The sequence below is a fragment of the Ruegeria sp. BF6 genome (assembly GCF_056538665.1).
The window spans coordinates 913,280-936,445 of sequence record NZ_JBQFTN010000001.1; the positions used below are offsets into that span (position 1 = coordinate 913,280).

The 23,166-nt window shown below is 59.7% G+C and carries 19 protein-coding genes; 4 read left to right on the forward strand and 15 right to left on the reverse strand.

Annotation, left to right across the window (positions count from 1 at the left end; genetic code table 11):
- Nucleotides 1-459: an Lrp/AsnC family transcriptional regulator gene (locus ACR0IM_RS04570; protein WP_480589626.1), complete on the reverse strand. Its 459-nt coding sequence runs from the start codon at nucleotides 457-459 to the stop codon at nucleotides 1-3.
- On the reverse strand, nucleotides 456-911 hold the full coding sequence (locus tag ACR0IM_RS04575; RefSeq protein ID WP_480680977.1) for an Lrp/AsnC family transcriptional regulator: 456 nt from the start codon (nucleotides 909-911) through the stop codon (nucleotides 456-458). The genes ACR0IM_RS04570 and ACR0IM_RS04575 overlap by 4 nt, the downstream gene beginning before the upstream one ends.
- A gap of 131 nt (nucleotides 912-1,042) precedes the next feature.
- Here ACR0IM_RS04575 and ilvC point away from each other — a divergent pair, with 131 nt between their 5' ends.
- Complete coding sequence (ilvC, locus tag ACR0IM_RS04580) at nucleotides 1,043-2,065, forward strand: ketol-acid reductoisomerase (protein WP_480589624.1); 1,023 nt, start codon at nucleotides 1,043-1,045, stop codon at nucleotides 2,063-2,065.
- 78 nt (nucleotides 2,066-2,143) lie between these two features.
- Nucleotides 2,144-3,046 (forward strand): DMT family transporter, encoded by a 903-nt coding sequence (locus ACR0IM_RS04585; RefSeq protein ID WP_480680978.1) that lies wholly within the window; start codon nucleotides 2,144-2,146, stop codon nucleotides 3,044-3,046.
- Here the strand turns inward: ACR0IM_RS04585 and glmM are convergent.
- The 8 genes from glmM to ACR0IM_RS04625 all read right to left on the reverse strand — a co-directional run bounded on the left by glmM (nucleotide 3,043) and on the right by ACR0IM_RS04625 (nucleotide 14,158).
- The gene (glmM, locus tag ACR0IM_RS04590) at nucleotides 3,043-4,386 is read right to left on the reverse strand and encodes a phosphoglucosamine mutase (protein WP_480589622.1); all 1,344 of its coding nucleotides are present in this window, start codon (nucleotides 4,384-4,386) and stop codon (nucleotides 3,043-3,045) included. The genes ACR0IM_RS04585 and glmM overlap by 4 nt on opposite strands.
- A 34-nt stretch (nucleotides 4,387-4,420) precedes the next feature.
- On the reverse strand, nucleotides 4,421-5,419 hold the full coding sequence (gene folP, locus ACR0IM_RS04595) for a dihydropteroate synthase (protein ID WP_480680980.1): 999 nt from the start codon (nucleotides 5,417-5,419) through the stop codon (nucleotides 4,421-4,423).
- Complete coding sequence (locus tag ACR0IM_RS04600) at nucleotides 5,416-6,336, reverse strand: dihydroneopterin aldolase (protein WP_480680981.1); 921 nt, start codon at nucleotides 6,334-6,336, stop codon at nucleotides 5,416-5,418. The genes folP and ACR0IM_RS04600 overlap by 4 nt, the downstream gene beginning before the upstream one ends.
- A 269-nt stretch (nucleotides 6,337-6,605) precedes the next feature.
- A complete protein-coding gene (locus tag ACR0IM_RS04605; protein ID WP_480640652.1) occupies nucleotides 6,606-7,247 on the reverse strand; it encodes a cell wall hydrolase in 642 nt (213 codons plus the stop codon).
- Nucleotides 7,248-7,433: 186 nt separating this feature from the next.
- Nucleotides 7,434-9,974 carry a putative PEP-binding protein gene (locus ACR0IM_RS04610; protein ID WP_480589618.1) on the reverse strand — a complete coding sequence of 847 codons (2,541 nt, stop codon included), beginning with the start codon at nucleotides 9,972-9,974 and terminating at the stop codon, nucleotides 7,434-7,436.
- 64 nt (nucleotides 9,975-10,038) lie between these two features.
- Nucleotides 10,039-12,405: a glycine--tRNA ligase subunit beta gene (gene glyS, locus ACR0IM_RS04615; protein ID WP_480680982.1), complete on the reverse strand. Its 2,367-nt coding sequence runs from the start codon at nucleotides 12,403-12,405 to the stop codon at nucleotides 10,039-10,041.
- 9 nt (nucleotides 12,406-12,414) lie between these two features.
- On the reverse strand, nucleotides 12,415-13,629 hold the full coding sequence (gene gltS, locus ACR0IM_RS04620) for a sodium/glutamate symporter (RefSeq protein WP_480680984.1): 1,215 nt from the start codon (nucleotides 13,627-13,629) through the stop codon (nucleotides 12,415-12,417).
- Between the two features lie 7 nt (nucleotides 13,630-13,636).
- Complete coding sequence (locus tag ACR0IM_RS04625) at nucleotides 13,637-14,158, reverse strand: DUF6446 family protein (RefSeq protein WP_480680986.1); 522 nt, start codon at nucleotides 14,156-14,158, stop codon at nucleotides 13,637-13,639.
- A 91-nt stretch (nucleotides 14,159-14,249) separates the two neighbouring features.
- Between ACR0IM_RS04625 and ACR0IM_RS04630 the strand changes: the two genes are divergently transcribed.
- Nucleotides 14,250-14,882, forward strand: a complete 633-nt coding sequence (locus ACR0IM_RS04630; RefSeq protein ID WP_480589614.1) for a MarC family protein — start codon at nucleotides 14,250-14,252, stop codon at nucleotides 14,880-14,882.
- Between the two features lie 8 nt (nucleotides 14,883-14,890).
- On the opposite strand, the gene ACR0IM_RS04635 is transcribed toward ACR0IM_RS04630, so the two are convergent.
- On the reverse strand, nucleotides 14,891-15,820 hold the full coding sequence (locus tag ACR0IM_RS04635; protein WP_480680987.1) for a glycine--tRNA ligase subunit alpha: 930 nt from the start codon (nucleotides 15,818-15,820) through the stop codon (nucleotides 14,891-14,893).
- Nucleotides 15,821-16,025: 205 nt separating this feature from the next.
- Here ACR0IM_RS04635 and ACR0IM_RS04640 point away from each other — a divergent pair, with 205 nt between their 5' ends.
- Nucleotides 16,026-17,765, forward strand: coding sequence for a serine protease (locus tag ACR0IM_RS04640; RefSeq protein ID WP_480680988.1), 1,740 nt, complete (start codon nucleotides 16,026-16,028; stop codon nucleotides 17,763-17,765).
- A gap of 49 nt (nucleotides 17,766-17,814) precedes the next feature.
- Here ACR0IM_RS04640 and ACR0IM_RS04645 read toward each other — a convergent pair whose 3' ends face one another.
- The 4 genes from ACR0IM_RS04645 to folE2 form a co-directional block, all read right to left on the reverse strand.
- On the reverse strand, nucleotides 17,815-19,389 hold the full coding sequence (locus ACR0IM_RS04645) for a thiamine pyrophosphate-binding protein (protein ID WP_480680989.1): 1,575 nt from the start codon (nucleotides 19,387-19,389) through the stop codon (nucleotides 17,815-17,817).
- A complete protein-coding gene (locus ACR0IM_RS04650; RefSeq protein ID WP_480589610.1) occupies nucleotides 19,389-20,837 on the reverse strand; it encodes a TrkH family potassium uptake protein in 1,449 nt (482 codons plus the stop codon). Before ACR0IM_RS04650 ends, ACR0IM_RS04645 begins: the two co-directional genes overlap by 1 nt.
- Nucleotides 20,838-20,887: 50 nt before the next feature.
- Nucleotides 20,888-21,754, reverse strand: a complete 867-nt coding sequence (locus ACR0IM_RS04655) for a hypothetical protein (protein WP_480680990.1) — start codon at nucleotides 21,752-21,754, stop codon at nucleotides 20,888-20,890.
- A gap of 272 nt (nucleotides 21,755-22,026) precedes the next feature.
- Nucleotides 22,027-23,130 (reverse strand): GTP cyclohydrolase FolE2, encoded by a 1,104-nt coding sequence (folE2, locus tag ACR0IM_RS04660; protein ID WP_480680991.1) that lies wholly within the window; start codon nucleotides 23,128-23,130, stop codon nucleotides 22,027-22,029.
- Nucleotides 23,131-23,166: the final 36 nt, after the last annotated feature.

Sequence of the window (23,166 nt, forward strand, 5' to 3'; positions counted from 1 at the left end):
CTAACCGATCGGACCGGGTAATCGCTCTTCGCTAAGCAGGACGTTGGCTTCGACGTCCCCGGCACCGGGTAGGGTCATGATCCGCCGCCGCAGAACCCGCTCAAAGTCGGACAGGTCGCGGGCGACAACCCGAAGGCGATAATCGTACAGGCCAAGGACGTGCTCGACCGTCTGAACCTCGGGGATGGCGCTGACGGCACGTTCGAAATCTTCCAGACTGACCTGACCTTTGCGGGCCAGTTTGACCCCCAAAAAGACTGTCACGCCGAATCCCAACGCCTCGGCATTCAGGCGCAGACGACGCCCCCGGATTACTCCTGCCGTTTCCAACCGCCTGATACGCCGCCAGGTCGCAGGCTGCGACAATCCAAGTTTACGACCCAGGGCTCCAGCACTCTGAGTGGCATCCTGCACCAGCGCTCGTAGGATTTGGCGGTCTGTTTCATCAAGCTCAATCATACCGGTAGAACCTCGTTTCGCTTCACTCGCGCAATATGCATCAGCGCCTCGATATCGGCGATGTGCGGCAAGGTCAGAATGCGGTCGCGGTAGATTTGCTGATAGTGTGACATGTCGCGTGCCAGCACCGAAAGACGAACATCCACACGGCCCAGAAAAGTCTGGATTTCGATTACTTCTGATACATCGCGCGCAGCAGCAGTGAATTCATCGAAGGCACGGGGCTGGGTCTTGTCCAGCGTCACGCGCAACGAAACCTCAACAGCATATCCCAGCGCCGCCCAGTCAATGATCGCCTCCTGCCCCTGAATAACGCCCGAGGCCTGCATCTTCTCGACCCGGCGCCAACACACGCCCTGGCTGATGCCACACCGCTCGGCCAGTTCGGCCATGGAAAGGGTCGGTTCGGTCTGTAAATGACGCAGAATGCGTCGGTCCATGTCATCAAGCATGATTTATTCTCTAATTCGTACTTTCGCGAATAACTTTTCACCTTTTCTCCAAATACTCAATGCTTCAACGCTCGCCAACCAAGCCACACCGAACTAAAAGCGCAGCAACCGTAACAGAAAGGACCGGAATCATGCGCGTCTATTACGATCGCGATTGCGACATCAACCTGATCAAAGACAAAAAAGTAGCCATCCTGGGCTATGGCTCGCAAGGTCACGCGCACGCGCTGAACCTGCGCGACTCGGGCGCGAAGAACCTGGTCGTCGCTCTGCGCGAAGGTTCCGCATCGGCCAGGAAAGCCGAAGCCGAAGGTCTGGAAGTCATGGGTATCGCCGAAGCGGCGGCCTGGTGCGACGTCATCATGTTCACCATGCCCGACGAACTGCAGGCAGAGACCTACAAGAAATACGTGCATGACAACATCAAGCCCGGCTCGGCCATCGCCTTCGCCCACGGTCTGAACGTCCACTTTGGCCTGATCGAGCCGAAAGAAGGCGTCGACGTCATCATGATGGCCCCCAAAGGCCCGGGCCACACCGTGCGCGGCGAATATGTCAAAGGCGGCGGCGTGCCCTGCCTGGTTGCCGTCAACAACGACGCAACCGGCAAAGCGCTGGAAATCGGTTTGTCCTACTGCTCGGCCATCGGCGGTGGCCGTTCGGGCATCATCGAAACCAACTTCCGTGAAGAATGCGAAACCGACCTGTTCGGTGAACAAGCTGTTCTGTGCGGCGGTCTGGTTGAACTGATCCGCTGCGGCTTTGAAACTCTGGTCGAGGCAGGCTACGCGCCGGAAATGGCCTATTTCGAGTGTCTGCACGAAGTGAAGCTGATCGTGGACCTGATCTACGAAGGCGGCATTGCAAACATGGACTACTCGATCTCGAACACTGCCGAGTACGGCCAGTACGTCACTGGCCCGCGTATCCTGAAATACGACGAAACCAAAGCGCGTATGAAAGAGGTTCTGAACGACATCCAGCAGGGCAAGTTCGTTCGTGACTTCATGCTGGAAAACGCTGTTGGTCAGCCGACCATCAAAGCTTCGCGCCGTGCCAATGACGAGCACATGATCGAGGAAACCGGTGCGAAACTGCGCGCTATGATGCCTTGGATTTCGGCTGGTAAAATGGTCGACAAGGAAAAGAACTGATCCTGACGGTTCTTTGCGAAAGGGCGGCCAAACGGCCGCCCTTTTTTGTCTAAACACCTCCTGATTTTAAGGCCCAACATGGTTGACCAACCCACATCCCGCGATTGGAGCGGCGTTATTACCTTGGGCCTCATCTGGGGTGGTACGTTCATGGTCGTCGCCATGGCGTTGGAAGGATACGGGCCAGTCACTGTCGCCACTGCGCGCACCACCCTTGGCGCCTTGACCTTGCTGGGGATGATGTCGCTGACCGGGCGTAAGTTGCCGTCGGGCAGTCCGAAACTCTGGGGTTACATCGCAATCATTGGCGTGTTGTCGACTGCGCTGCCTTTCCTGTTACTCAGTTGGGGGCAGCAATATGTGGCCTCGGCCTTTGCGGGCCTGTCGATGGCAGCGATACCGCTGATGGTATTACCATTGGCGCATTTCTTTTCAGACGAACCGCTGAACCTGCGCAGGCTCCTTGGGGTATCTCTGGGCTTTTGTGGTGCACTTGTACTGATCGGCCCGGGGCTGGCACAAATCGGACAGGGGGCGGAACCCTTGGCTCAGCTAGCCTGTATCGGAGCCGCCCTGTGCTATTCCTGCGCGTCGATCTTCACCCGGCGCTGCCCACCCGTTGATCCCGTCGCTTTGGCCGCGTTGTCACTGGTCGTTGGCGCGGCGCTCTTGCTGCCCATCATGCTGGTGACCGAGGGCCTCCCCCTCTGGGAAGGTACGCGCCCCGGCCTGGCGATCATAGCGCTGGGCCTTTTACCCACCGCCTTCGCCACCTTGTTGCGCGTTTCGATCATTCGCAGTGCCGGGTCTGTTTTCCTGACGCTGGTCAACTATCAGGTGCCGATCTGGTCGATGATATTTGGCGCATGGATTCTGTCCGAGGCGCTGCCCCTTCGGTTCTACATCGCGTTGATCATGATCCTAACCGGGCTGGCGATCAGCCAGTGGTTCAGCTTGCGCAAGATGCTGATCGGGCGTTAACCCGCGACCGCCTCGACCTCGGCCACGATGCCATCGACAACCTGCGTCAACAGGGCATCATCCTCACATTCAGCCATCACGCGGATCAAGGGTTCCGTCCCCGACTTCCGGATCAGCAGACGACCCTGCCCGTTCAGGCGCGCTTCGGCATCGGCGATGGCGGCTTTAACGCTGCCCGCTTCCAGCGGGCTCTGCCCGTCCTGATAACGCACGTTCTTCAACAACTGAGGCACGGATTCGAACTGCACCGACAGTTCAGAGGCCTTGCGGCCCGAGTGCACCATCTCGGCCAGAAAATGTAGCCCAGCCATCAGACCGTCGCCGGTGGTGGCATAGTCGCTCATAACGATGTGACCCGACTGTTCTCCACCCAGATTGAACCCGCCTTCGCGCATCCGTTCAACGACATAGCGATCGCCAACAGCCGTCCGCTCCAGCCGCAGCCCTTGCGCGGCCAGGTGCCGTTCCAGCCCGAGATTGGACATCACCGTCGCAACCAGCGCGCCGCCCTCAAGGCGATCCGCCTTGGCCCAACTGGTCGCCAGCAGCGCCATAAGCTGATCGCCATCAGCCACGTGCCCGCACTCATCGACCATCACGACGCGGTCGGCATCGCCGTCCAAACAGATCCCAACATCAGCGCCATGGGCCACAACCGTTTCGGCCGCCAGCTGAGGTTTGGTCGAGCCGCAATTCAGGTTGATGTTCTTGCCGTTCGGTGCGATCCCGACCGGAATGACCTCGGCGCCCAGTTCCCACAGAACCTCGGGGGCGGTGCGGTGCGCGGCGCCGTTGGCACAGTCGACCACCACTTTCAGTCCATCCAGACGCAGGTCGCGGGACAGCGAGGACTTCACCCGTTCACCGTATCGAAACCGCGCATCATCCACCCGACGCGCGCGGCCGATATTTTGAGCCTGCGTGGGTTTGACGCCCTCTTCGATCAGACGCTCAATCTCAAGCTCGGCTTGATCGGACAACTTGTATCCGTCGGGGCCAAAGAACTTGATGCCGTTGTCCTCTGCCGGATTATGACTGGCCGAAATCATCACGCCCAGATCCGCACGCATTGACCGGGTCATCAGCCCCACGGCGGGCGTTGGCACCGGACCCAGCAACAGCACGTTCATACCGGTCGAGGTCAACCCGGCGGTCAGCGCGTTTTCCAACATGTACCCGGACAGGCGCGTGTCCTTGCCAATCACCACCCGGTGCGCGCCGGATTGATTGCGACGGAAATACCGCCCAACGGCAGCCCCGATACGCAGGGCCATCTCGGCCGTTATCGGATGGGTATTGGCGGTGCCCCGCACCCCGTCGGTTCCGAACAGCTTGCGCATCGTGTCACTCCGTAATTTCTTGCCTGTGACGGGATTACCGGACGGAAGCCCACAGACGCAAGGCCTGAGCGGTCTCGGGCACGTCATGAACCCGCAGGATCTGCACGCCCTGGGACAATCCTGCCAATGCCACGGCGATTGATCCCGGCGCGCGGGCGTCCTTGCGCGGCTCCTGACCGATCTGCCCGATGAGCCCCTTGCGAGACACTCCCAGCAGAATCGGGCATCCGATGCCGTGGAACAGGCTGAGGTTTTGCAGAAGAGCCAGATTGTGCGCCTGCGTTTTGCCGAACCCGATGCCCGGATCAATCACGATCCGGTCGCGGTTCAGACCCAGTTGCTCCAACTGGGCGACCATCCCGGCAAGGAAATCGTACACATCCAGCAGAACGTCGTCATATTGAGGATCGTCCTGCATTGTAGCCGGATCGCCCTGCATGTGCATCACGCAGACCGGGGCATCAACCTCGGCGCAAAACGATGCAAGTTGCGGGTCAAAGGTGAAACCAGAGACGTCGTTGATCAGCCCGGCCCCCGCATCCCACGCCGCCCGCGCAACGCTGGCTTTGCGTGTATCGATGGAGATCAGCGCCTGCGTGTTGGCACGGATGGTCTCGACAACAGGTTGGGTTCGCGCGATTTCTTCATCATCCGGTACGTAACAAGCCCCCGGACGGGTGGATTCTCCGCCGATATCCAGAATGCTGGCCCCATGCGCCGCCATCTGATCCGCGGCGACCGTTGCAGCCTCGACCGAATTGTGCACGCCGCCATCGGAAAAACTGTCCGGTGTCGTGTTGAGGATGCCCATGATCTGAGGCCGATCCATCGCCAACCCGGCGATCTCGGCGCGCGGCCCGGTCAGTCGTGCAAGCACATCACTCGGAATGTCCTGTGCCGCAACAACAATCGGGGTTTCCGTCCGCGACAGACGTTCGGCATGTGTGAACCACAAAGGCTGTCCCGCAAGAGGCATCGCGCCAGTCGGGCGGGCCGGGCCGTGTTGCACCAGCGGTCGGAAGTATTCTGTCACAGCTGCGCCTGATCCACCGGAATGGCACGCAGGGGTGTCTTAGGCGCTTTCGGCAAAGCACCGCCGATCACCATCATTTCACTGGCTTCAAAAGTGGCCGCGAACCACGCCGCCAAGGCGACAGCGTCCGAAGGTGCGGCGGAGGGGCCGTCCACAGCATCCAGCACGATCTTGGAAGGAGCCCAAACGCAGATCTGACCGTTCCTCATCGCCCAGTCCAGTTCGGTCCGAGTTGACACCACCACACAGCGATGATCTTTCGCAGCGAGAACCCAGGCGTTCTGTTCAATCGCCAGCAAGTCAATTCGGCGCTGCGTCATCGCGTGGCCGGTTTGCGGGACATCCATATCCGCAGCACCCAGGCACAGAATCAGGGGACGTTGACGGTTTTCCAACTGGTCAATCCACCCGGCCAGATTAGACGAAGCAATCGCCTCGTTCGACAGAAACACCAACCGCGGATGGGGGCGCTCTTCCTCGACCACGTCGTGATGGATCGCGTCCCTGCCGCGAACAATTTCAACACCCAGGGCGCCAGGGCCGCGATCCAGTTTTTCGATTCTGACAAAAGCCCTTACAGCCTGAGGCTCAAGCAGAATACGCTCAGCAACGCGATCCGCCAATGTCTCAAGCAGGTTCAGTCGCTCGGCGGCCAGTTCATGCGCAATCGCCTCGGTCACGCGGTCATAGGACAGGATGCGGTCCACGTCATCGTCAATCGGGTCGGTCAGCGGGCGCACCTCGACCACGATGTTGAAACAGATACGCTGTGTCGTGCCACGCTCGGCCTGAAACGCGCCGATCTCGACCTCGACAATATGATCCCGCAATGAAATGCGGTCCAGCGGGCCGCGCGTGGCGGTCGCTTCGGACCGCTCGGACGGGTGCGCAAAGGCAAGACGGACTTCAGAGCTCATGCAACGGACCTTTTCGGGCTTGGTGGGCTGATCAGCCAAAACTATACGGTGCGCGCGCATATAACACCGCCTCAAACGCCATTCCAGACACCGAATGCGGCGTTGGGGAAAGCCAATTCGGATCAATCCACCCGTTAAGCCCTGCCCCGGCATTTCGATTCACGCCACTCTGATCGGAATTCGTGACCGCCGGCGGGTCCAGCTTGTAGGCCCACAATCAGCCGAGTTCGACAGCCCGCGCTGCTTAGATGGCAGCGCGGGAATGCCTTTTAGTTGCTCGCGGTGCGGTAGTTGTGCCTGTAGAAGATATGCACACCAATGCGCGCGGTTTCCTTGTAAACGCGCGACCACGACGGTCTCACCGCAGTGGTGTGGTAATGTGTGGCCCCTTCAGTCAGTTCCTTGGCGACGCCGTCAATTGCGGCACGCGCAACTTTGGACACACGCTCATAGGCCTTTTTCTCGCGGATCACTTCCTTGTGGCCATCACAGGTATAGGTGAACTGGCATTGATATCTTTTGCCTGTTCCCTGTTTGATCACGCCACACAGCGAATTCGGAAAACGGTTGCTTTTGACGCGGTTCAGAATGACCTCGGCCACGGCGAACTGACCGCGCACGCTTTCGCCGCGCGCTTCAAAGTACAGCGCTTCAGCCAAGCACTCAAAGTTCACGTCCCCTTTGGCCTTTGGCTGTTGGTCCAGCCAAGCCTTCGAATACGAAACTTTTACAGGCTCAAGCTCTTTGCGGGGCTTGAACAGGGTTAGATAGTCGCGAAAGTTCTGTCCGGGCAGATCGGTCCGGGTAACAAGTTCGCGTTCGGCGGTATTGGTGGCTTCCCTTTCAGCGAAAGACACACTTGGCAGCACGGTTGCCGCCAATGTGGCAGCAGCCAGTATGTATCGTAGCATCAGATAACCTCGCACAGGCACAAATCGCGCCGTACCCTCCCCCGGCGGGCGCGACGAGGCATTTAACGCAGTCTGGCCGGGACGTCCAGTTCGGAAGAAAACGCAAGTGGAAAATCGCCCGTGCGAAAAAATAATTCCGTCACAAGGTCGCCTGAAAACCACTAATCCTAGGGCATTTGGCCTGTGTCAACCCCCAAGTCTGGACGAAATCGCCAGTTGAGCGGAAGCCAGCCGAGCGACCGGCACCCGAAAGGGTGAGCATGACACATAGTCAAACCCCAGATCCCGGCAAATGGCGATTGATTCGGGGTTACCACCGTGTTCACCGCATACCGAAAGGGTAACGTTCGGCTGCGTCTGGCGCCCACGTTCGGCCCCGAGTTTCAGCAATTCTCCGACCCCGTCCGGATCGAGGACATGGAACGGATCTTCGACAAAGACACCCTGCTGCACATAGGCCGACATGAACCGGCCCGCATCGTCACGCGACAAGCCATAGGTCATCTGGGTCAGGTCGTTGGTGCCGAAACTCAGGAACGACGTGTGCGGCGCAATTTCATCAGCCCGCAGACAGGCCCGTGGCGTTTCGACCATCACACCAAGGCGATATTCGAATTCTTCTCCGCGTTCGCTGGCGACCGAGGCCGCGACCGAGTCGATACGGGATTTGACCAGTTCCACCTCTCGCTTGGCGGAAACCAGCGGGATCATCACCTCGGGCACCACGGGGGCACCGTCCTTGCTGGCCTCAAGCGTTGCCTCAAAGATTGCACGGGCCTGCATGTCGTAGATTTCAGGCACGGTTACACCCAGACGCACACCGCGCAGACCCAGCATCGGGTTGTATTCGGTCATCGCCGCCACGCGCCGTTCGACATCCGAGACCGGCAGATCCAGAGCTTCGGCCAGTTCACGCTGTCCACTGCGTGTGGTCGGCAGGAATTCGTGCAGAGGCGGGTCGAACAGGCGGATACAGACCGGCTGCCCCTCCATGATCCGGAACAATTGCACGAAATCCTCACGCTGCATCGGCAGCAGACGCTCCAGCACCGCCGCACGGCCCGAGGACGTCTGCGCAAAGATCATCTCGCGCATCACGATAAGGCGGCCGGGGTCAAAGAACATATGCTCGGTCCGGCAAAGGCCGATCCCCTGCGCCAGAAAATTCCGCGCGGTTTGCGCATCAGCCGGCGTATCCGCGTTGGCGCGGATGGCGATATCACGCTCGTCATCGGCCCAGCCCATCAACGTCTGGAAACAGTCATCCAGTGCAGCTTCCAGCATGGCAGGCTGCCCCGCCAATACCTGTCCCGAGCTCCCGTCGATCGTCAGCGTGTCGCCGGTTGTGAAAACACGTCCATCAGGCGCGGTCAGCAGCTTTTCCTTGGTCTGGAACCTCATCTCGGATGCGCCGACGATACAGGGCAGACCCAATCCGCGGCCAATCACCGCCGCGTGGCTGGTCATGCCGCCCTTTTCGGTCAGCACCGCGACGGCCGCGTGCATCCCGCGCACATCCTCGGGCGCTGTCTCGCGACGCACCAGAATACAAGGCTCACCGCGCGCGGCACTGGCCTGCGCCTCTGCGGCGGTGAACACAATCTTACCAGTCGCGGCCCCCGGGCTGGCAGCGATACCCGTGGTCAAAACATCGCGGTGCGCCTCAGGGTGGACCTGCCGGTGCAGCATCTCGTTCAAAGAATGCGGATCGACCCGCATCACTGCCTCCTGCGGTGGAATGATGCCATCTTCAGCCAACCGAACCGCGATCCGCAGCGCGGCGCGCGCGCTGCGCTGCACCCGCACGCCATCCAGAATGTGTACATGGTCGTTTTCGATCACGAACTCGACCTGCATTTCCTCGCGCAGTTTGGTGCGCATCAGTGCGGCATGGGCCTTGACGTTAGCAAAGGCTTCTGGTGCCACTTCTTCCAACGACTTCCCGCGCGGATCCTTTTCCAGATAGAGCGCTGCCACACCATCGCCCAAGGCATCCCGCCCCTGACTCTGGCTCAGGTATCGGCCGGTGATCTGCGGCATTCCCGTTGTGGAATCCACCAGTTGCAATACACCCGAGCCGCATTCACCCTGCCCCACTCCTGGGATCATCTCCTGAATGACCAAGCCCAGCCCTGCATCCGCAGGTGCGCCCTTTGCCTGCCGCAGCAACCGAGCCGAGGTTCCGTCCCATGCTCGAGCCATCGACCTTAGAACGGCAATCAGTTGCTCACCCCGTTCCTGAGGGAAGGCTTCGTCAGTTTCATCCTCATAGGCTCGCAAGGACTGGCGCAACCCCTCCCTGCCATCCGCGTCGATATCATCAAATACATCAGCGTCCAGACGGGCCACATGGATGGCAAAACTTTGGACGAAACGCAGATACAGCGCGGCAGCGGCCTCGGCCCCCATCGAATCTGACAAGTCTACGTAACGCGCGTCGTTCATGCCGATATTCAGGATAGCGCCGGGGCCGCCCCAATCGGGGTCTTCGGAGCTGGGCCGCACACACAGCAGCGCTGTCTGATCGAACTGTTCAAGGATCGCCGCGATATCGGGCACATGACCCTCCGCAATCCGATGGACCGCATCAAAGGACAGCGCCACAGTTCGCGGCACCGGCAGGTCCAGGCGGACCAGCCGTTGCAGGCATTTCGCCCGCCCGCCATGGGTGTTGGCGGTGACGGGCGCTTCGGACGTGATCAGAGTGGTATGTGGATTATTCTGCACTGCGGCACCTTTTGGTTTGCACGCAGCATAAGCCCCTGCACCAATGGCGCAAGGGCGTTATAGCTTAGCCTTCGATCTTGCTGAGATCGGCCACGCTGGAGCAGACCTGCCGGATCTGGCTCAGCAGGTTCAGGCGATTGCGGCGCAGGATGTCGTTGTCGGTATTGACCTGAACATCTTCGAAAAACGCATCCACCGGACCACGCAGCGCGGCCATTGAGGACATGGCTGACGGGAAATCCTCGGCCCTTAACGCCGCGTTGATCTTACCCTGCGTCCCGTCCAGAGCGGCAAACAGCGCCTTTTCGCTGTCCGTCTCGGCAAATTTCACATCCGCACCATAGGAGTATTCGACGCCATCCTTCTCCTCGGCCTGCGTCAGGATGTTGTTGGCGCGCTTGAAGCCCTGCACGAGGTTCTCGCCATCCTCGGTCGCGATCACCGCGTTCAGAGCACGGGCGCGTTTGACCAGCAGGTTGAGGTCGTCATTCCCCTCCATCGCGATACAGGCGTCGATGATGTCGTGGCGGATGCCCTCGTCGCGCAGGAAGACCTTGAGGCGGTCGTGGAAGAAGGAGATGAGGTCGCCTTGCTTATCCACAAACCCCTTAGGCGTCGTTGCCGACCAGGGCATATAAGATGTGTCTGCCCGATTGCGCGCGGTGCCGTTAAAGGACGAATAGGGCCAACCAAACTCGTCTTTGTAAATTCCGGTAACGAGATCCGGGTCCGGCATAGTTTGAGTGTTTACGTTTTCATCCTCAGCTTGCCACGAAAGATTCAAAGGCTTCCAACCTTCCGCTCGAGTCATCGCAAATTCGAAAGCGGCACTTACGTCTCTTTTACCCTTACTCGCCTCGATATGGGTCTGCATATCGCGGATGTAAGCCAATTCTGGCGCTTGTCCTATTTCCACAGTCTTTTCGATTACATCAGCGACCGACAAAGAAAGTTCATTCTCCAAAACCAACCGAATTACCCCCAACGCTGCGCGGCGCAGGGCAAAAGGGTCTTTCGATCCCGTCGGCTTCTCATCAATCGCCCAGAACCCGGTCAGCGTGTCCAGCTTGTCTGCCAGCGCGACAGTCACCGACAGCGGCGCGGTGGGCACGTCGTCCGAGGGACCGAGCGGCGAGTAATGCTCGTGCGCCACGGCGGCCACGGCGGCGTCTTCGCCTGCGGCTTCGATGTAATACCGCCCCATAAGCCCCTGAAGTTCCGGGAATTCATAGACCATCTCGGAACTCAGATCCGCCTTTGCCAAACGCGCGGCTTTCTCGGCCTGATCCGCATCCGCTCCCACTACGGGCGCCAGTTCGCGGGCCAGCGCGGCGATGCGGTCGATGCGTTCAGCCTGTGTGCCCAGCTTGTTGTGGAAGGTCACATTCTCCAGCGCGCGGGTCCATTGGGCGATATCCGATTTGGCGACGCGCAGGTCGTTCTCCCAGAAGAATTTCGCATCGGCCAGACGGGCCGACAGCACCTTTTGGTTGCCCGCCAGAATGGTCGCGCCATTGTCGGCGGTTTCGCGGTTGGCGACGGTGATGAAGCGTTCGATCCGCCCGGTTTTGGGATTGCGGACCGAGAAGAATTTCTGGTGCTCTTTCATCGAGGTCTGCAGCACCTCGGGCGGCAACTCCAAAAACTCCTCGTCGATCTGCCCCATCAACACCACGGGCCATTCGACCAGACCAGCGACCTCGGCCAGCAGGCCCTTGTCGTCGACCACTTCCAGACCCGCGGCAAAGGCCATGTTCTGCGCGTCGTTCCAGATATGCTCGGCGCGGTCGCCGGGGTTCAGAACCACAAAGGCGCGCTTCAATTTGGCGGCGTAGTCGTCGAAGGACGTGACCGAAAACCGGTTCGGCGCCATGAAACGGTGGCCTGCAGTGGTGTCGCCGGATGTGATGCCATCGACCTCAAGCGGCACCACCTGCGTGCCTGTTTCGTCGGACAGGATGCACAGGATCGAATGCAACGGACGCACCCAGCGCAGCGGGCCACCGCCCCAGCGCATCGACTTGGGCCAGGGGAAGTTGCGGATGGTAGCCTCAAGCACCTCGGCCACGATCTCGGCAGCAGGACGCCCGGCTTTCTCGATAGTGGCGAAGTAGACCGCACCTTTCGGAGTCTCACGTTCTTCAAGCTGGTCACGTGTCAGCCCTGCCCCGCGCAAGAACCCTTCGATAGCCTTGTCCGGTGCGCCGACTTTCGGCCCCTTGCGCTCCTCGCGAATGGTCGGGCTCTCCGCCAGCAGCCCTTCGATCGCCAGCGTCAGGCGACGCGGCGTGGTCAGGGCGGCAGCGCCAGCATAGGTCAGGCCAGCCTCGACCAAACCGTCGGTGATCCGCTTTTTCAGGTCCTCGCCCGCGCGGGTCTGCATGCGGGCGGGGATTTCCTCGGAAAACAGTTCGATCAGCAGGTCGGGCATTTTCGGTCCTTAGAAATTGACGATCGTCTGAATGACGATGGCATTGGCGATGTCCACAAAGAATGCGGATACAAGGGGCAGCACAATAAAGGCAATAGGAGACGGGCCATATCGCTTGGTAACTGCGGTCATATTGGCAATGGCGGTCGGCGTCGCGCCCAAAGCAAAGCCACCGAACCCGGCTGACAACACAGCGGCGCGATAGTTACCGCCCATCACCGGGAACAGCACCCAGATCACAAAAGCCACGGCAAATAGGGTTTGCGCGGTCATGATGACGGCTATGGCAAGACCAAGCTCGGCAATAGTCCAAAGTTGCAGGCTCATCAGCGACATGGCCAGAAACGCGCCCAGTGAGAATTCCGAGATCAGCGCCAGTGACGGCGTGCGCGACACTGGCGGAGCCTTGGGCGCCAGTGCAGTGCGGATATTGGCAATGACGATCCCCATGATCAGGCAGGGCACGAACAAGGGCAGTTTCAGCCCGGTGGCTGCAATGGCCTCGCTCAGAATGTAACCAAAGATGATCGCCAGATTCAGATAGAGCAGCACGCGCATGATGGTTAGGTGATCGATCTTGGTCTCGGCCTCAGTGGCATCATCCGGCAGCCCGACCGTGTGTTCTTCGCCAGGGCGTTCCGGGGTCAGGTTTTTGCCTTCGACCAGAAAGCGGGCAATCGGCCCGCCTACCAGAGCAGCCAGCACAAGGCCCAGCGTCGCCACGGCAACGCCCAATTCGGTCGCGCCGCCAAGACCGGTCACCGCGTCGACCTCGGGGGCCCAAGCGATAGCTGTGCCGTGCCCTCCGATCAGAGAAGCTGATCCGAAGAGAACCCCGGCCTGCGCCGGGTAACCAAAGGCGACGGCGCCGACCGCACCGACGACATTCTGGGCAACGATCGTAACCAGCGTCAATATGAGAAGCAAAAACAAAGGTTTGCCGCCGGAAATCAAATCCGCAAGTCGAGCGTTCAAACCAATTCCTGCAAAGAACACAATCAGCAGAAAATCCCGCGAGGTGAGATCGAAGGTCAACTCAAGCCCTGCCACGAGATACAGAAACAGCAACACAAGTGACGCCAGCAACCCGCCGGTGACAGGCTCGGGGATATTAAACTGACGCAGCAACGCGACATGCGCGTTGATCTCGGCCCCAATCAGATAGACCGCAATGCCAAGCGTGGCGGTCAGAAAATTGGGAACGTGAAGCGCTGCGTCGGTCATGATAGCCTCAGTTTTCAGGCCGGGGCGGACATTCCTCGCCCACTACCGTCCCGTCATAGGCCTTTTCACCGCAATTGTTCAGTGCGTGCCAGACATAGCCCTCGCCATCCGAGGTCACGGCAACAATGCGGTCTACGCCATAATGGATGTTTTTAGCCCCGATGAACGCTTGCGCCTGCCCGGATTTCAGAGCTTCTGCAATGGCCACGGCATCGTAGCAGTCAAACCAGCCCGGTGCAGTCAACGGTTCGGGGTTTTCAACTCGCCGGAATGTCGCCAAGTCTTCGGCCTTCAGATCGGTTAAAAAACACGCCCGGTACCGGATCGGAGAACTGTCAGCGTCAATCGCCTGAAACGCCGAATACTGGATTGGCTGCGGGGTCTCTGCCCCTTCCACCAATATGGAAACATCCTGACCACGCTGAGAGGGGACATCGTAGTAGAACCCATAGACCTGCAAATAATACATGCCGAAACCGGCCAAAGCCGCCGATACGACGAGGATGATTGCAAGCAGTTTTCCGGTCATCTTTTGGGCATCCTGATCACGCGGCCTCTTTCAACTTCACGGGAAATGGGCCAGTTTCCAAACTGATACAGGTTGGAACGAGGTTGTTGGAATGGACATGACCCTTGCCGTTGGTTTTTTCGGCGCGCTGTTTGCGATCATGAACCCGATCACCAACCTGCCCGTATTCCTGAGCGTCACCGATGGTCTGACACCCGCCGACCAGCGCAAGGTCGCGGCGAAGACAGCGACGTACTGCCTGATCCTCGGCGCAGCTTTCGCCGCGGTCGGCAACCAGACGCTGGGCCTGTTTGGAATCAGCGTGGACGATCTGCGCGTAGCGGGTGGTCTTGTTGTTCTGATGATCGGCCTGAACATGCTGAGCGGCAAAGAAAGCACCACGCACCACGGCACCGAGGGGGAAAAACAGGACTACCCCGAACCCGCTACGGTTGCCTTCTACCCGTTGGCCTTCCCCATTTTGGTGGGGCCCGGCACGATCACGACGCTGATCCTTTATGCTCACCATATTTCCAAGCCCATGGATGCCATCATCTATGCAAGCGTCTTCGTGGCTGTTCTGTTTCTGCTGTTCATCACATTCTGGAACGCGTCTGCTTTGGCCAAGCGATTGTCGAGCAATGCGCGCGTTATCATGAGCCGCTTCATGGGCATGATCCTGTCGGCCATCGCTATCAGCATGATTGCGGACGGCCTGAAAGTGCTGTTGCCCGGTTTGGCATGAACGCCCCATCAGGCCTCGAACCCGGCGGCCTCGGTCACCAGAAACGCGTCGGCGCATTGTTTGGCCAGCGCCCGTACTCGACCGATATAGGCCTGCCGTTCGGTCACTGAGATCACGCCACGGGCATCCAGCAGGTTAAAGACATGGCTCGCTTTAATACACTGATCATAAGCCGGGTGCGCCATAACGATGCGTTTACCGGTTTTCGGATCGTCATGTTCCTGCGCCAGAATGGCCGCGCACTCGGCCTCAGCCTCTTCGAAATGGCGCAGCAGAACTTCGGTGTTGGCCACGTCAAAGTTCCAACGGGCGTATTCCTCTTCGGTTTGTTTGAAGATGTCGCCGTAGCTCAGCGGGCTGGGTGACTGCGGGTCGTTGAAGGGCATGTCCATCACGTGATCGATGCCCAAGACATACATCGCCAGTCGTTCCAGACCATAGGTCAACTCGCCCGAAACCGGTGCACAGTCATGGCCGCCAACCTGCTGGAAATAGGTGAATTGACTAACTTCCATACCGTCACACCAGACTTCCCAACCCAGCCCCCATGCACCCAAAGTAGGGCTTTCCCAGTCATCCTCGACAAAGCGGATGTCATGCAGATTCATGTCGATGCCGATGGCCTCGAGGCTGCCCAAATACAGTTCCTGCAGGTCCGGCGGGCTGGGTTTGATCAACACTTGATACTGATAATAGTGCTGCAACCGGTTCGGGTTCTCGCCATACCGTCCATCGGTCGGACGGCGCGACGGCTGCACATAGGCTGCAGCCCACGCCTTGGACCCCAAAGCACGCAGCGTGGTCGCCGGGTGAAACGTCCCTGCCCCAACCTCCATGTCGTAGGGCTGTAGAATGGCGCAGCCTTTCGAGGCCCAATAGGACTGAAGGCGCAGGATAATTTCTTGAAAAGAACGTGGTGCGCTGGACGGTTCGGTCATGACATTCCCTTTGGGCGCGCATGCGCCCGGTTCCGGTCGGTTTTGTCCTTCCTATGCAAGGGGCCAAGGAGCGTCAACGGGCCAATCGGGTCTGGCTGTCACTGCACAGCCACACTGGAAATTCCCCGTTCTCCGGGCATGGCTTTCCGCGCCTCAAATCGCGTAATCTGCGGCAAAGCCAAAACACCGCGGATACGGGCAGACAATGACACGAGTAATCACTGCAATTTTGTTTCTATTTCTCTTCGGCACGCGCGCCGTTTTTGCACAGCAGGAGGCGGGCGTCTGGGTACAGGTCGAAGCCCGACCGTCGCTGCGCCAGGCGCAGGAGCGCGCGCAGGCCTATGCGAGTGTGTTGCCCGATGTGAACGGGTTCCGCTTGAACTCTGGCTGGTATGCCATTGTTATCGGTCCCTATTTGCGCAGCGACGCCGAACAGGTCCTGCGCGTTTACCGGGCTGAAGGACAGATCCCGGCGGACAGCTATATCGCGTTTTCAAATTCTCTGGGACAGCAGTTCTGGCCCATTGGTTCGAGCTCTCTGAATCAGGATGCAGTGACCCCGCCCGTTGAGCCCACACCACAACCTGACCAATCCACCGCCGGTCTGACGCCTCAGCCCTCGGATGAGACACGGTCGCAAGCGCTGCAATCCGAACGTCTGCTGACCGCGCAAGAGCGTAAGGATCTGCAAACCGCCCTGCAAGCCGCCGGATTTTATAGTTCGACTATCGATGGCGCGTTTGGTGCAGGCACCCGGCGTTCGATGGGGAACTGGCAGAGCTTTAATGGCTATGAGCCCACCGGTGTCCTGACAACGGCACAGCGCGAGGTGCTAATGGATGACCATAACGCACCGCTGATAAGCGTCGGCATGGAACGTCACTCGGACACGCAGGCGGGCATTGAACTGGACCTGCCGCTGGGTGTCATCGCCTTTGACCGTTATGAAGCGCCCTTTGCGCATTTCAATGGCACCACTGATATGGACGCCAAGGCGTTGCTGATAAGCCAGAAAGGCAACAAGGCCACACTGCGCGCACTCTATGAAGTGATGCAATCGCTGGAGATTGTACCTCTGGACGGCCCGCGGCAACTGCGCGGCGACCGTTTCACGCTGGAAGGTCGCGGTAACGGGATCGTGTCCTACACCGAGGCGGCGCTGAAAGACGACCAGATCAAGGGCTTTACTCTGGTCTGGCCCGAAGGCGATGAGGCCCGCCGCGCGCGGGTTCTGGCCGCGATCAAGGCCAGCTTCACCACAAATGGCGCCGTGCTGGACGCCGGTGCCGGAGCGGATGCCGATCAGCGAATCGACCTGGTCTCGGGCCTGCAAGTGCGCAAACCGCGCCTGTCCCGGTCCGGCTTCTTTACCGACGCAAACGGCACAGTTCTGACCGTGTCCGAGGCAACGGACAGCTGCACTCGGATCACCCTGAACGACGATCAGGAGGTTCAGGTGGCCTGGGCTGACCCCGATCTTGGAGTCGCTGTTCTACGCCCGCGCCGCAGCCTTGCGCCGATCAGCATCGCCGAGTTCAGCGCCGACAAGCCGCGCATTCAGTCGGATGTCGCGGTATCGGGTTTCTCGTATGAGGGCGCGTTGGGTGCACCGACACTGACCTATGGCCAGATCACTGATGTGCGGGGCCTGGATGGTGAGGACGGCGTGAAGCGCCTTGCATTGGCGGCGCGACCCGGCGATGCGGGCGGCCCGGTCTTCGACGACAATGGACAGGTTGTCGGTATGCTGTTGCCCACCCCGTCCGAGGGGCGCACCCTTCCCGCTTCGGTCAGTCTGGCGGCAACGACGGACCGCTTGAATGAAGCTTTGGAAAAGGCTGGCGTGTCTGGTCAGCCCGCTCAGTCCACGGCGGAAATCTCACCCAATGAACTCAGCCGACGAGCCAACGGAATGACCGTTCTGGTGCATTGCTGGGACTAAACTGATCTGAAGAACCAAAAACGCCGCCCCTTCGGGCGGCGTTTTTTTTCTAGGCGATGTCCGGTGTCACCCGGATCAACGTCGGAACCGAGGCGTGAAACGCGGCCTGCACGGCTGCCTGCATCTCTTCCAGATTACCCGGAGCGGCAGACAAGGCCCCGAAGGCCTCGGCCAATTTGCAGAAATCGGGATTGCGGGCCACTACCGCATTCGGGGCAATCTGGCTGCGGACCATGCTGTCTTCTATCTCTTTCAGCTTACCGTTGTCCCACAGGATGATCGGCAGAGACAGGCCCAGCTCAACCGCCGCGCCCAACTCCATCATCGTATAGTGGAAACCGTAATCCCCCGCGATCACGGCCGTGGGTTTGCCCCGACGCGCGACCGCGCCGCCGATCCCGGCAGGCAGCGCATAGCCCAGCGTGCCGAACCCGGTCGGGTGGTGCCAGTGATAGGGATAGGCCATGTCCCAGACCTCTTTCGCGACATAGGCAAACTGGGTCATGTCGGAATAGATCATCGTGTCTGCGGGCATTGCCTCGCGCAGGGCATCCAGCACAGGTACGATCCCCGGACGTTCGGCATCGGATTCCGCCCGCCAGCGTTTGCGGGCCTCGGCTACCTCTGCGGGCCTCCAGCCCGTCGCCGGATTCACGGCGTCAATCGCAGCCCAGAGAGCATGGGCAAAGCTTTCGCCATCGACCTGCAGCTTGATCCCCGCGCGGTGACGATCGGACAGAACCTGCGGATCCAGATCAACCCGCACCAGATGAGAGGTATGACCCAGCGTGTTGCGCCACAGATCAACCTCCCCCAGTTCCGCGCCCACTGCGACCACAAGATCGGCCGAACCGATCACATCAGCACTGCCCGGGCGCGGCAGAGTGGCACCGAAATCCAGCGCATAGCCAAACCCTGCCATCCCACGACCCGCGTAGGTGGTGAAACACGCCGCCCCTAACTGAGTTAGGATTTGCCGCCACAGGTTCGACCGCGCCCCGCCCCCCAGAATGAACAGCGGCCGGTGCGAGATATTCAGAAAGGACATAAGCGGCGCCAGATCGGGCGGCACCGCTTTGGACCGTAAACCGGGTTGATTTGGAAACGGTGCCGGGTCGGCCTCGGCCTCAAGCTGTGCGATTGGTATCTGAATATGCTTGGGGCGCGGGCGGGAGAGCTCAAATTCTTCAAAGGCGTGCTCGACCAGCCCATAGGCCGCCTGTGCCGTGTTTGCCTGTCGGGACCAGTCCGTCACGGTTTCGGCAGCACCGCGCTGATCCTTCATCTGGTGCAACTGGCCCTGCGTTGCGCCTGTCTCTTCCAAACAGGATGACATCACCAGCATCGGCACCGAGTCCGTATAGGCCTGCCCCATCGGCGTCATGATGTTGCACAGCCCCGGCCCGGTGATCACATATGCGACACCCGGTTTGCCGGTTGCACGAGCATAACCATCAGCCATGAACCCGGCCCCCTGCTCGTGACGGGTCAGAACATGCGTGATGCCCGCTTCTTCGATGCCCCGGTACATTTCCTGATTGTGCACGCCCGGGATACCAAAAATCACATCAACACCCCTGTCTTTCAACATATGCGAAATCTGGGCACCCAGAGGCCTTCTCATCAACTTCTCCAGAATTGGACAGTAAACAGCGCGTAGACGGCCAGCAGTTCCAGCCGCCCGACCAGCATACCGATGGATAGCAACCACTTGGCCGTATCGCTCAGCCCGGCAAAGTTGCCCGCAGGACCGATCTGATTCCCCAGCCCCGGCCCTACATTGGCGAGCGCCGTCGCCGCGCCCGAGACGGAAGTGATGAAGTCCAGTCCCGTCAATGCCAGCGCCCAGGCCAGCACGCCCATCGAGAGCACGAAAAACATGAAAAAGCTCATCACCGAGGATAAAACGTCCGGCCCGATTGTACGCCCGTCATAGCGCGGGTTGAACACACCATGCGGCGACCGGATACGGCTGATCTGGGTCTTGATCGAGGCGAACAGCAACTGATAGCGGAAGATCTTGATTGAACAGGCGGTCGATCCCGCGCATCCCCCAATCAGCCCGATCAGAAAGAACAGCATGACCGGGAAATTGCCCCAGGTCATATAGTTGACGCTGGCATAGCCCGTACCGGAAATGATCGAGGTGATGTTGAACAGCGACTCTCGGAACGCCTGCTCCCAATGATGCGGAAAGACCGAGATCAGGAATACTGCCATGACAAGGACAAGCACCAGGATCGTCGCCAGAAAGGTCTTGATCTGACTGTCTTGCCATAGAGAGTTCGTATTACCATTGGCGAACTGAACGTATCGCACGAACGGCAGCGCAGCGAGGATCATGAAGACCGCAGCCGCGTATTCGGTTGGTCCTGAAAACACCGCAAAGGAGGAATCGTAATTCGCAAACCCGCCTGTGGCGATGGTGGTCATCGCGTGCACGACGGCGTCGAAAAAGCTCATCCCCAGACCGGCATAGACCAAGCCGCAGACTAAAGTCAGAAAAACGTAGATCAGGGATATCTGGCCCGCGATCTCTTGCGCGCGCGGCAGGATTTTCCCCATGGTTTCAAACCCTTCCGAGCGGAAGATTTGCATACCGCCCACCCGAAGTTCGGGCAGGAACACCATGGCGACAACAATGATGCCAATCCCGCCCAGCCATTGCAGCACGCCGCGCCACAGCAGCAGACCCTGTGGCAAGTCATCGAGACCGGATATGACGGTCGAACCGGTGGTGGTCAGTCCTGACATCGCCTCGAAATAGGCATCGACAAAGCGCAGTTCTGTCTCACCGAACAAAAACGGGATGGCACCAAAAAGCGGCAGCGCCACCCAGACGCCGGTGGTCAGCAAAAAGGTCTGACGGATCGTCAGACCTTCGCCCACCCCGTTCGAACAGCTGATGGACAGGACAACACCCGTCAGCATGGTGATGACGCCGCTCTCAAGAAATACGTGCCATTCGCCCCGGCCTTCAATGAGATCCGCAAGCATGGGCAGCAGCATGGTCGCCCCAAGAATGGCGACCAACAGGCCAATCACATATCCAACCGGGCGCATGTCCGTCATGAGGCGCAGCGTTGGCGCGCCTACACGACCGTGTCAAGCGGATGTCCCGTTTACTCGTCCGTTTTACTGGCGGGTGTGGGCATCGAGGGTGGCTTCGAAGGCGCACGCGTCCGGCGCTGAGGCGCTACCGGCGTGGTGGCTTCTGTCTTGGGCGCGACCGGTTTGACCTCAGCCTCAGCGGTGGCAGGTTTGGCATCAGGTGCAGCGGTTTGGGCCACAGGTGCAGCAGGTTTTGCCGCAGGCGCAACCGGCTCGGCAATCTCAGCCTTCGGGACTTCGGTTTTCGCGGCCTGTGCCTTGGGTGCCACGGGCTTGGCGGCAGCTTTAGGGGCCGCAGGTTTAGGCGATTCCGCTTTTACCGGAGCCTTAGCCGCTGCGGGTTTAGCAGCCGTTTTGGCCGTGGCGGGCTCGGGCGCCTGTGCCTTGGGTGCGGGCTTGGCGGCCGCGGGCTTCGCAGTAGCCGTTCCGCGGGTGCGCGCCTGGGACTTGGGCGCGGCAGCCGCCGGTTTGGCCTCTTGCGGTATTGCTGCGTCAGCGGGCTTTGATACTGCCGGTTCAGCCGTTGCCTTGGCTGGGGGGGCCGCCTTCTTGGCCGAAGCGGTCGCTTTTTTGGCCGCGGCAGGTTTAGGCGATTCGCCCTTTGGCGTCACAGCCGCCTTGGCCCGCGCGACCGGCTTGGCCTTTGGTGCTGCCGCCAGTTTGGGCGTGGCTGTGGCCGTTTTAGACTTGAATTCCGGCTTTGCAGCTGCCGGCGCTGGACGCGCGGACGACGCGTGCAAGGCATGTACAGGTGCAAACGGCAACTCCATGGCGGAGGTGGCCAGAATTTGCATGATCTTCAGTTGGTTGCTAACCGCGTAGCCGGCCATACGAATGGCCGCCGCCTGAAATTCCAGCGGCTGGGTAATCGGATTCATTAGTCGTTTCTCCTGTGAAAGCGATGCAACCTTCAAAAAGAAGCACCCTGCTCCGCCCTGATGTCTCGGGCAGATTGCCAAGGCTTGAAGTCCCGGGGCGTCTCACGTCTCGGCTTCCTCTCAGTGTGGCGAAACGGTTCGAAAACGCGTGTGCCACGGCTGCAATCTCCCTTACTTTACGTCAAAGGAAGTGCTGCCGCAGCAATTTTCGCTGCGGTGCGGCAAAAATTCGCCATTTGTCTAATTTCGAGACTTCAAGTGCGCCTTCTCAGTCACCCGATGTGAAAGAGGGTCGAGAACAGGCGCGGGTCTAGGCTGGACGAGACAAAGGTCGGGCCTTCGGTCAGAACCGACACTGCATCATGGCTGTGCAGGCTTTCCTGATGGCTGGCCACCACACGGAAATCACCAACATGGTGGTCGGCCTGAAGCTCGGCACAGAACAGGCGGGCGGCATCCTCGACAAAGATCGGGTTGGCTGCGTTCAACTCGGCAAAGGCCTGTTCGTCTTCGCGCTTGACCATCACCTGTGTTTCCGTCGGTACCGCACGACGACAAAGCGCGATCAGGTCCTCGAACCACAGACAGTCCGCGTCGCAATCGACAACGACCGAAATACGCGCAACAGACCGCTGCGAATGCGGCGTCGCCAACTGACCACGCGTGGACCGTGCGTGTTCGCTAAGTTCCAGTGAGCAAGGACAGGTCGAGGAATAAACGTAGTCAAGATGCATGATCTTCTGACGCACACCGTTCTGTTCAACCAGTTCCAGTGCGATGTCGTAATACTGGTATCCCTCCAGACCCGAGCGCAGGCTTTTGACGCGATCCGGGTAGGAAAACCGCATCTGGATACGCGCATCAAAACTATCCAGATCGGTCATATAGTCATTCAGCGCAGCCTCTATGACCTCAAAACTGAACGTGCGCTCGGCATGTTTGTAGAACGAACGCATGATCCGGGACATGTTGATGCCCTTTTTTTCAGCCTCGAGGCTGACCGTGCCGGTAACGGATGTTTCCAGCGTAAGGTCGTCACCATGCTTACGGTGGAATCGGATCGGCAGGCGAAAGTTCGAGATGCCCACATGCTGAATCTGCTGTTTGGCCCCGCGGATCAGACTGGACGGGCCGTTCTGCAGATCCGGCAATGTCGCACGATAGGCGTCGTCGGCCTCAAACCCTTCCGGGTACTCCCGCGAAAGCGACGGGTAATTCGTTGGAGCCAGCCCCGGCACAAGGCGCGCGATGGCGGGATCAAGCTGGCTGATCTCGGCTTCGGTCGCGGTTTCGGCCCACTTGCGCAATGTTTTCAGCGCGGCGGCGGCCTCATCATGGTCAGGTGCGTCATCAATGCTGCGGGGGTGCACGTTCATCGATCGGGGCTCCTCGGGTTGGTCGCCGGACTATAT

Excerpts from the sequence above, each read along its gene's own strand:
- gltS (WP_480680984.1), bottom strand. The coding sequence starts at position 13,629 with ATGACCGACGCAGCGCTTCACGTTCCCAATTTTCTGACCGCCACGCTT.
- ACR0IM_RS04635 (WP_480680987.1), bottom strand. The coding sequence starts at position 15,820 with ATGACCGAACCGTCCAGCGCACCACGTTCTTTTCAAGAAATTATCCTG.
- glmM (WP_480589622.1), bottom strand. The coding sequence starts at position 4,386 with ATGCGCAAGCTGTTCGGAACCGACGGGGTGCGGGGCACCGCCAATACC.
- ilvC (WP_480589624.1), top strand. The coding sequence starts at position 1,043 with ATGCGCGTCTATTACGATCGCGATTGCGACATCAACCTGATCAAAGAC.
- ACR0IM_RS04645 (WP_480680989.1), bottom strand. The coding sequence starts at position 19,389 with ATGAGAAGGCCTCTGGGTGCCCAGATTTCGCATATGTTGAAAGACAGG.
- ACR0IM_RS04575 (WP_480680977.1), bottom strand. The coding sequence starts at position 911 with ATGCTTGATGACATGGACCGACGCATTCTGCGTCATTTACAGACCGAA.
- ACR0IM_RS04650 (WP_480589610.1), bottom strand. The coding sequence starts at position 20,837 with ATGACGGACATGCGCCCGGTTGGATATGTGATTGGCCTGTTGGTCGCC.
- ACR0IM_RS04605 (WP_480640652.1), bottom strand. The coding sequence starts at position 7,247 with ATGCTACGATACATACTGGCTGCTGCCACATTGGCGGCAACCGTGCTG.
- folE2 (WP_480680991.1), bottom strand. The coding sequence starts at position 23,130 with ATGAACGTGCACCCCCGCAGCATTGATGACGCACCTGACCATGATGAG.
- ACR0IM_RS04600 (WP_480680981.1), bottom strand. The coding sequence starts at position 6,336 with ATGAGCTCTGAAGTCCGTCTTGCCTTTGCGCACCCGTCCGAGCGGTCC.
- ACR0IM_RS04570 (WP_480589626.1), bottom strand. The coding sequence starts at position 459 with ATGATTGAGCTTGATGAAACAGACCGCCAAATCCTACGAGCGCTGGTG.
- ACR0IM_RS04585 (WP_480680978.1), top strand. The coding sequence starts at position 2,144 with ATGGTTGACCAACCCACATCCCGCGATTGGAGCGGCGTTATTACCTTG.
- ACR0IM_RS04640 (WP_480680988.1), top strand. The coding sequence starts at position 16,026 with ATGACACGAGTAATCACTGCAATTTTGTTTCTATTTCTCTTCGGCACG.
- ACR0IM_RS04655 (WP_480680990.1), bottom strand. The coding sequence starts at position 21,754 with ATGAATCCGATTACCCAGCCGCTGGAATTTCAGGCGGCGGCCATTCGT.
- ACR0IM_RS04630 (WP_480589614.1), top strand. The coding sequence starts at position 14,250 with ATGGACATGACCCTTGCCGTTGGTTTTTTCGGCGCGCTGTTTGCGATC.
- ACR0IM_RS04625 (WP_480680986.1), bottom strand. The coding sequence starts at position 14,158 with ATGACCGGAAAACTGCTTGCAATCATCCTCGTCGTATCGGCGGCTTTG.
- glyS (WP_480680982.1), bottom strand. The coding sequence starts at position 12,405 with ATGCCCGACCTGCTGATCGAACTGTTTTCCGAGGAAATCCCCGCCCGC.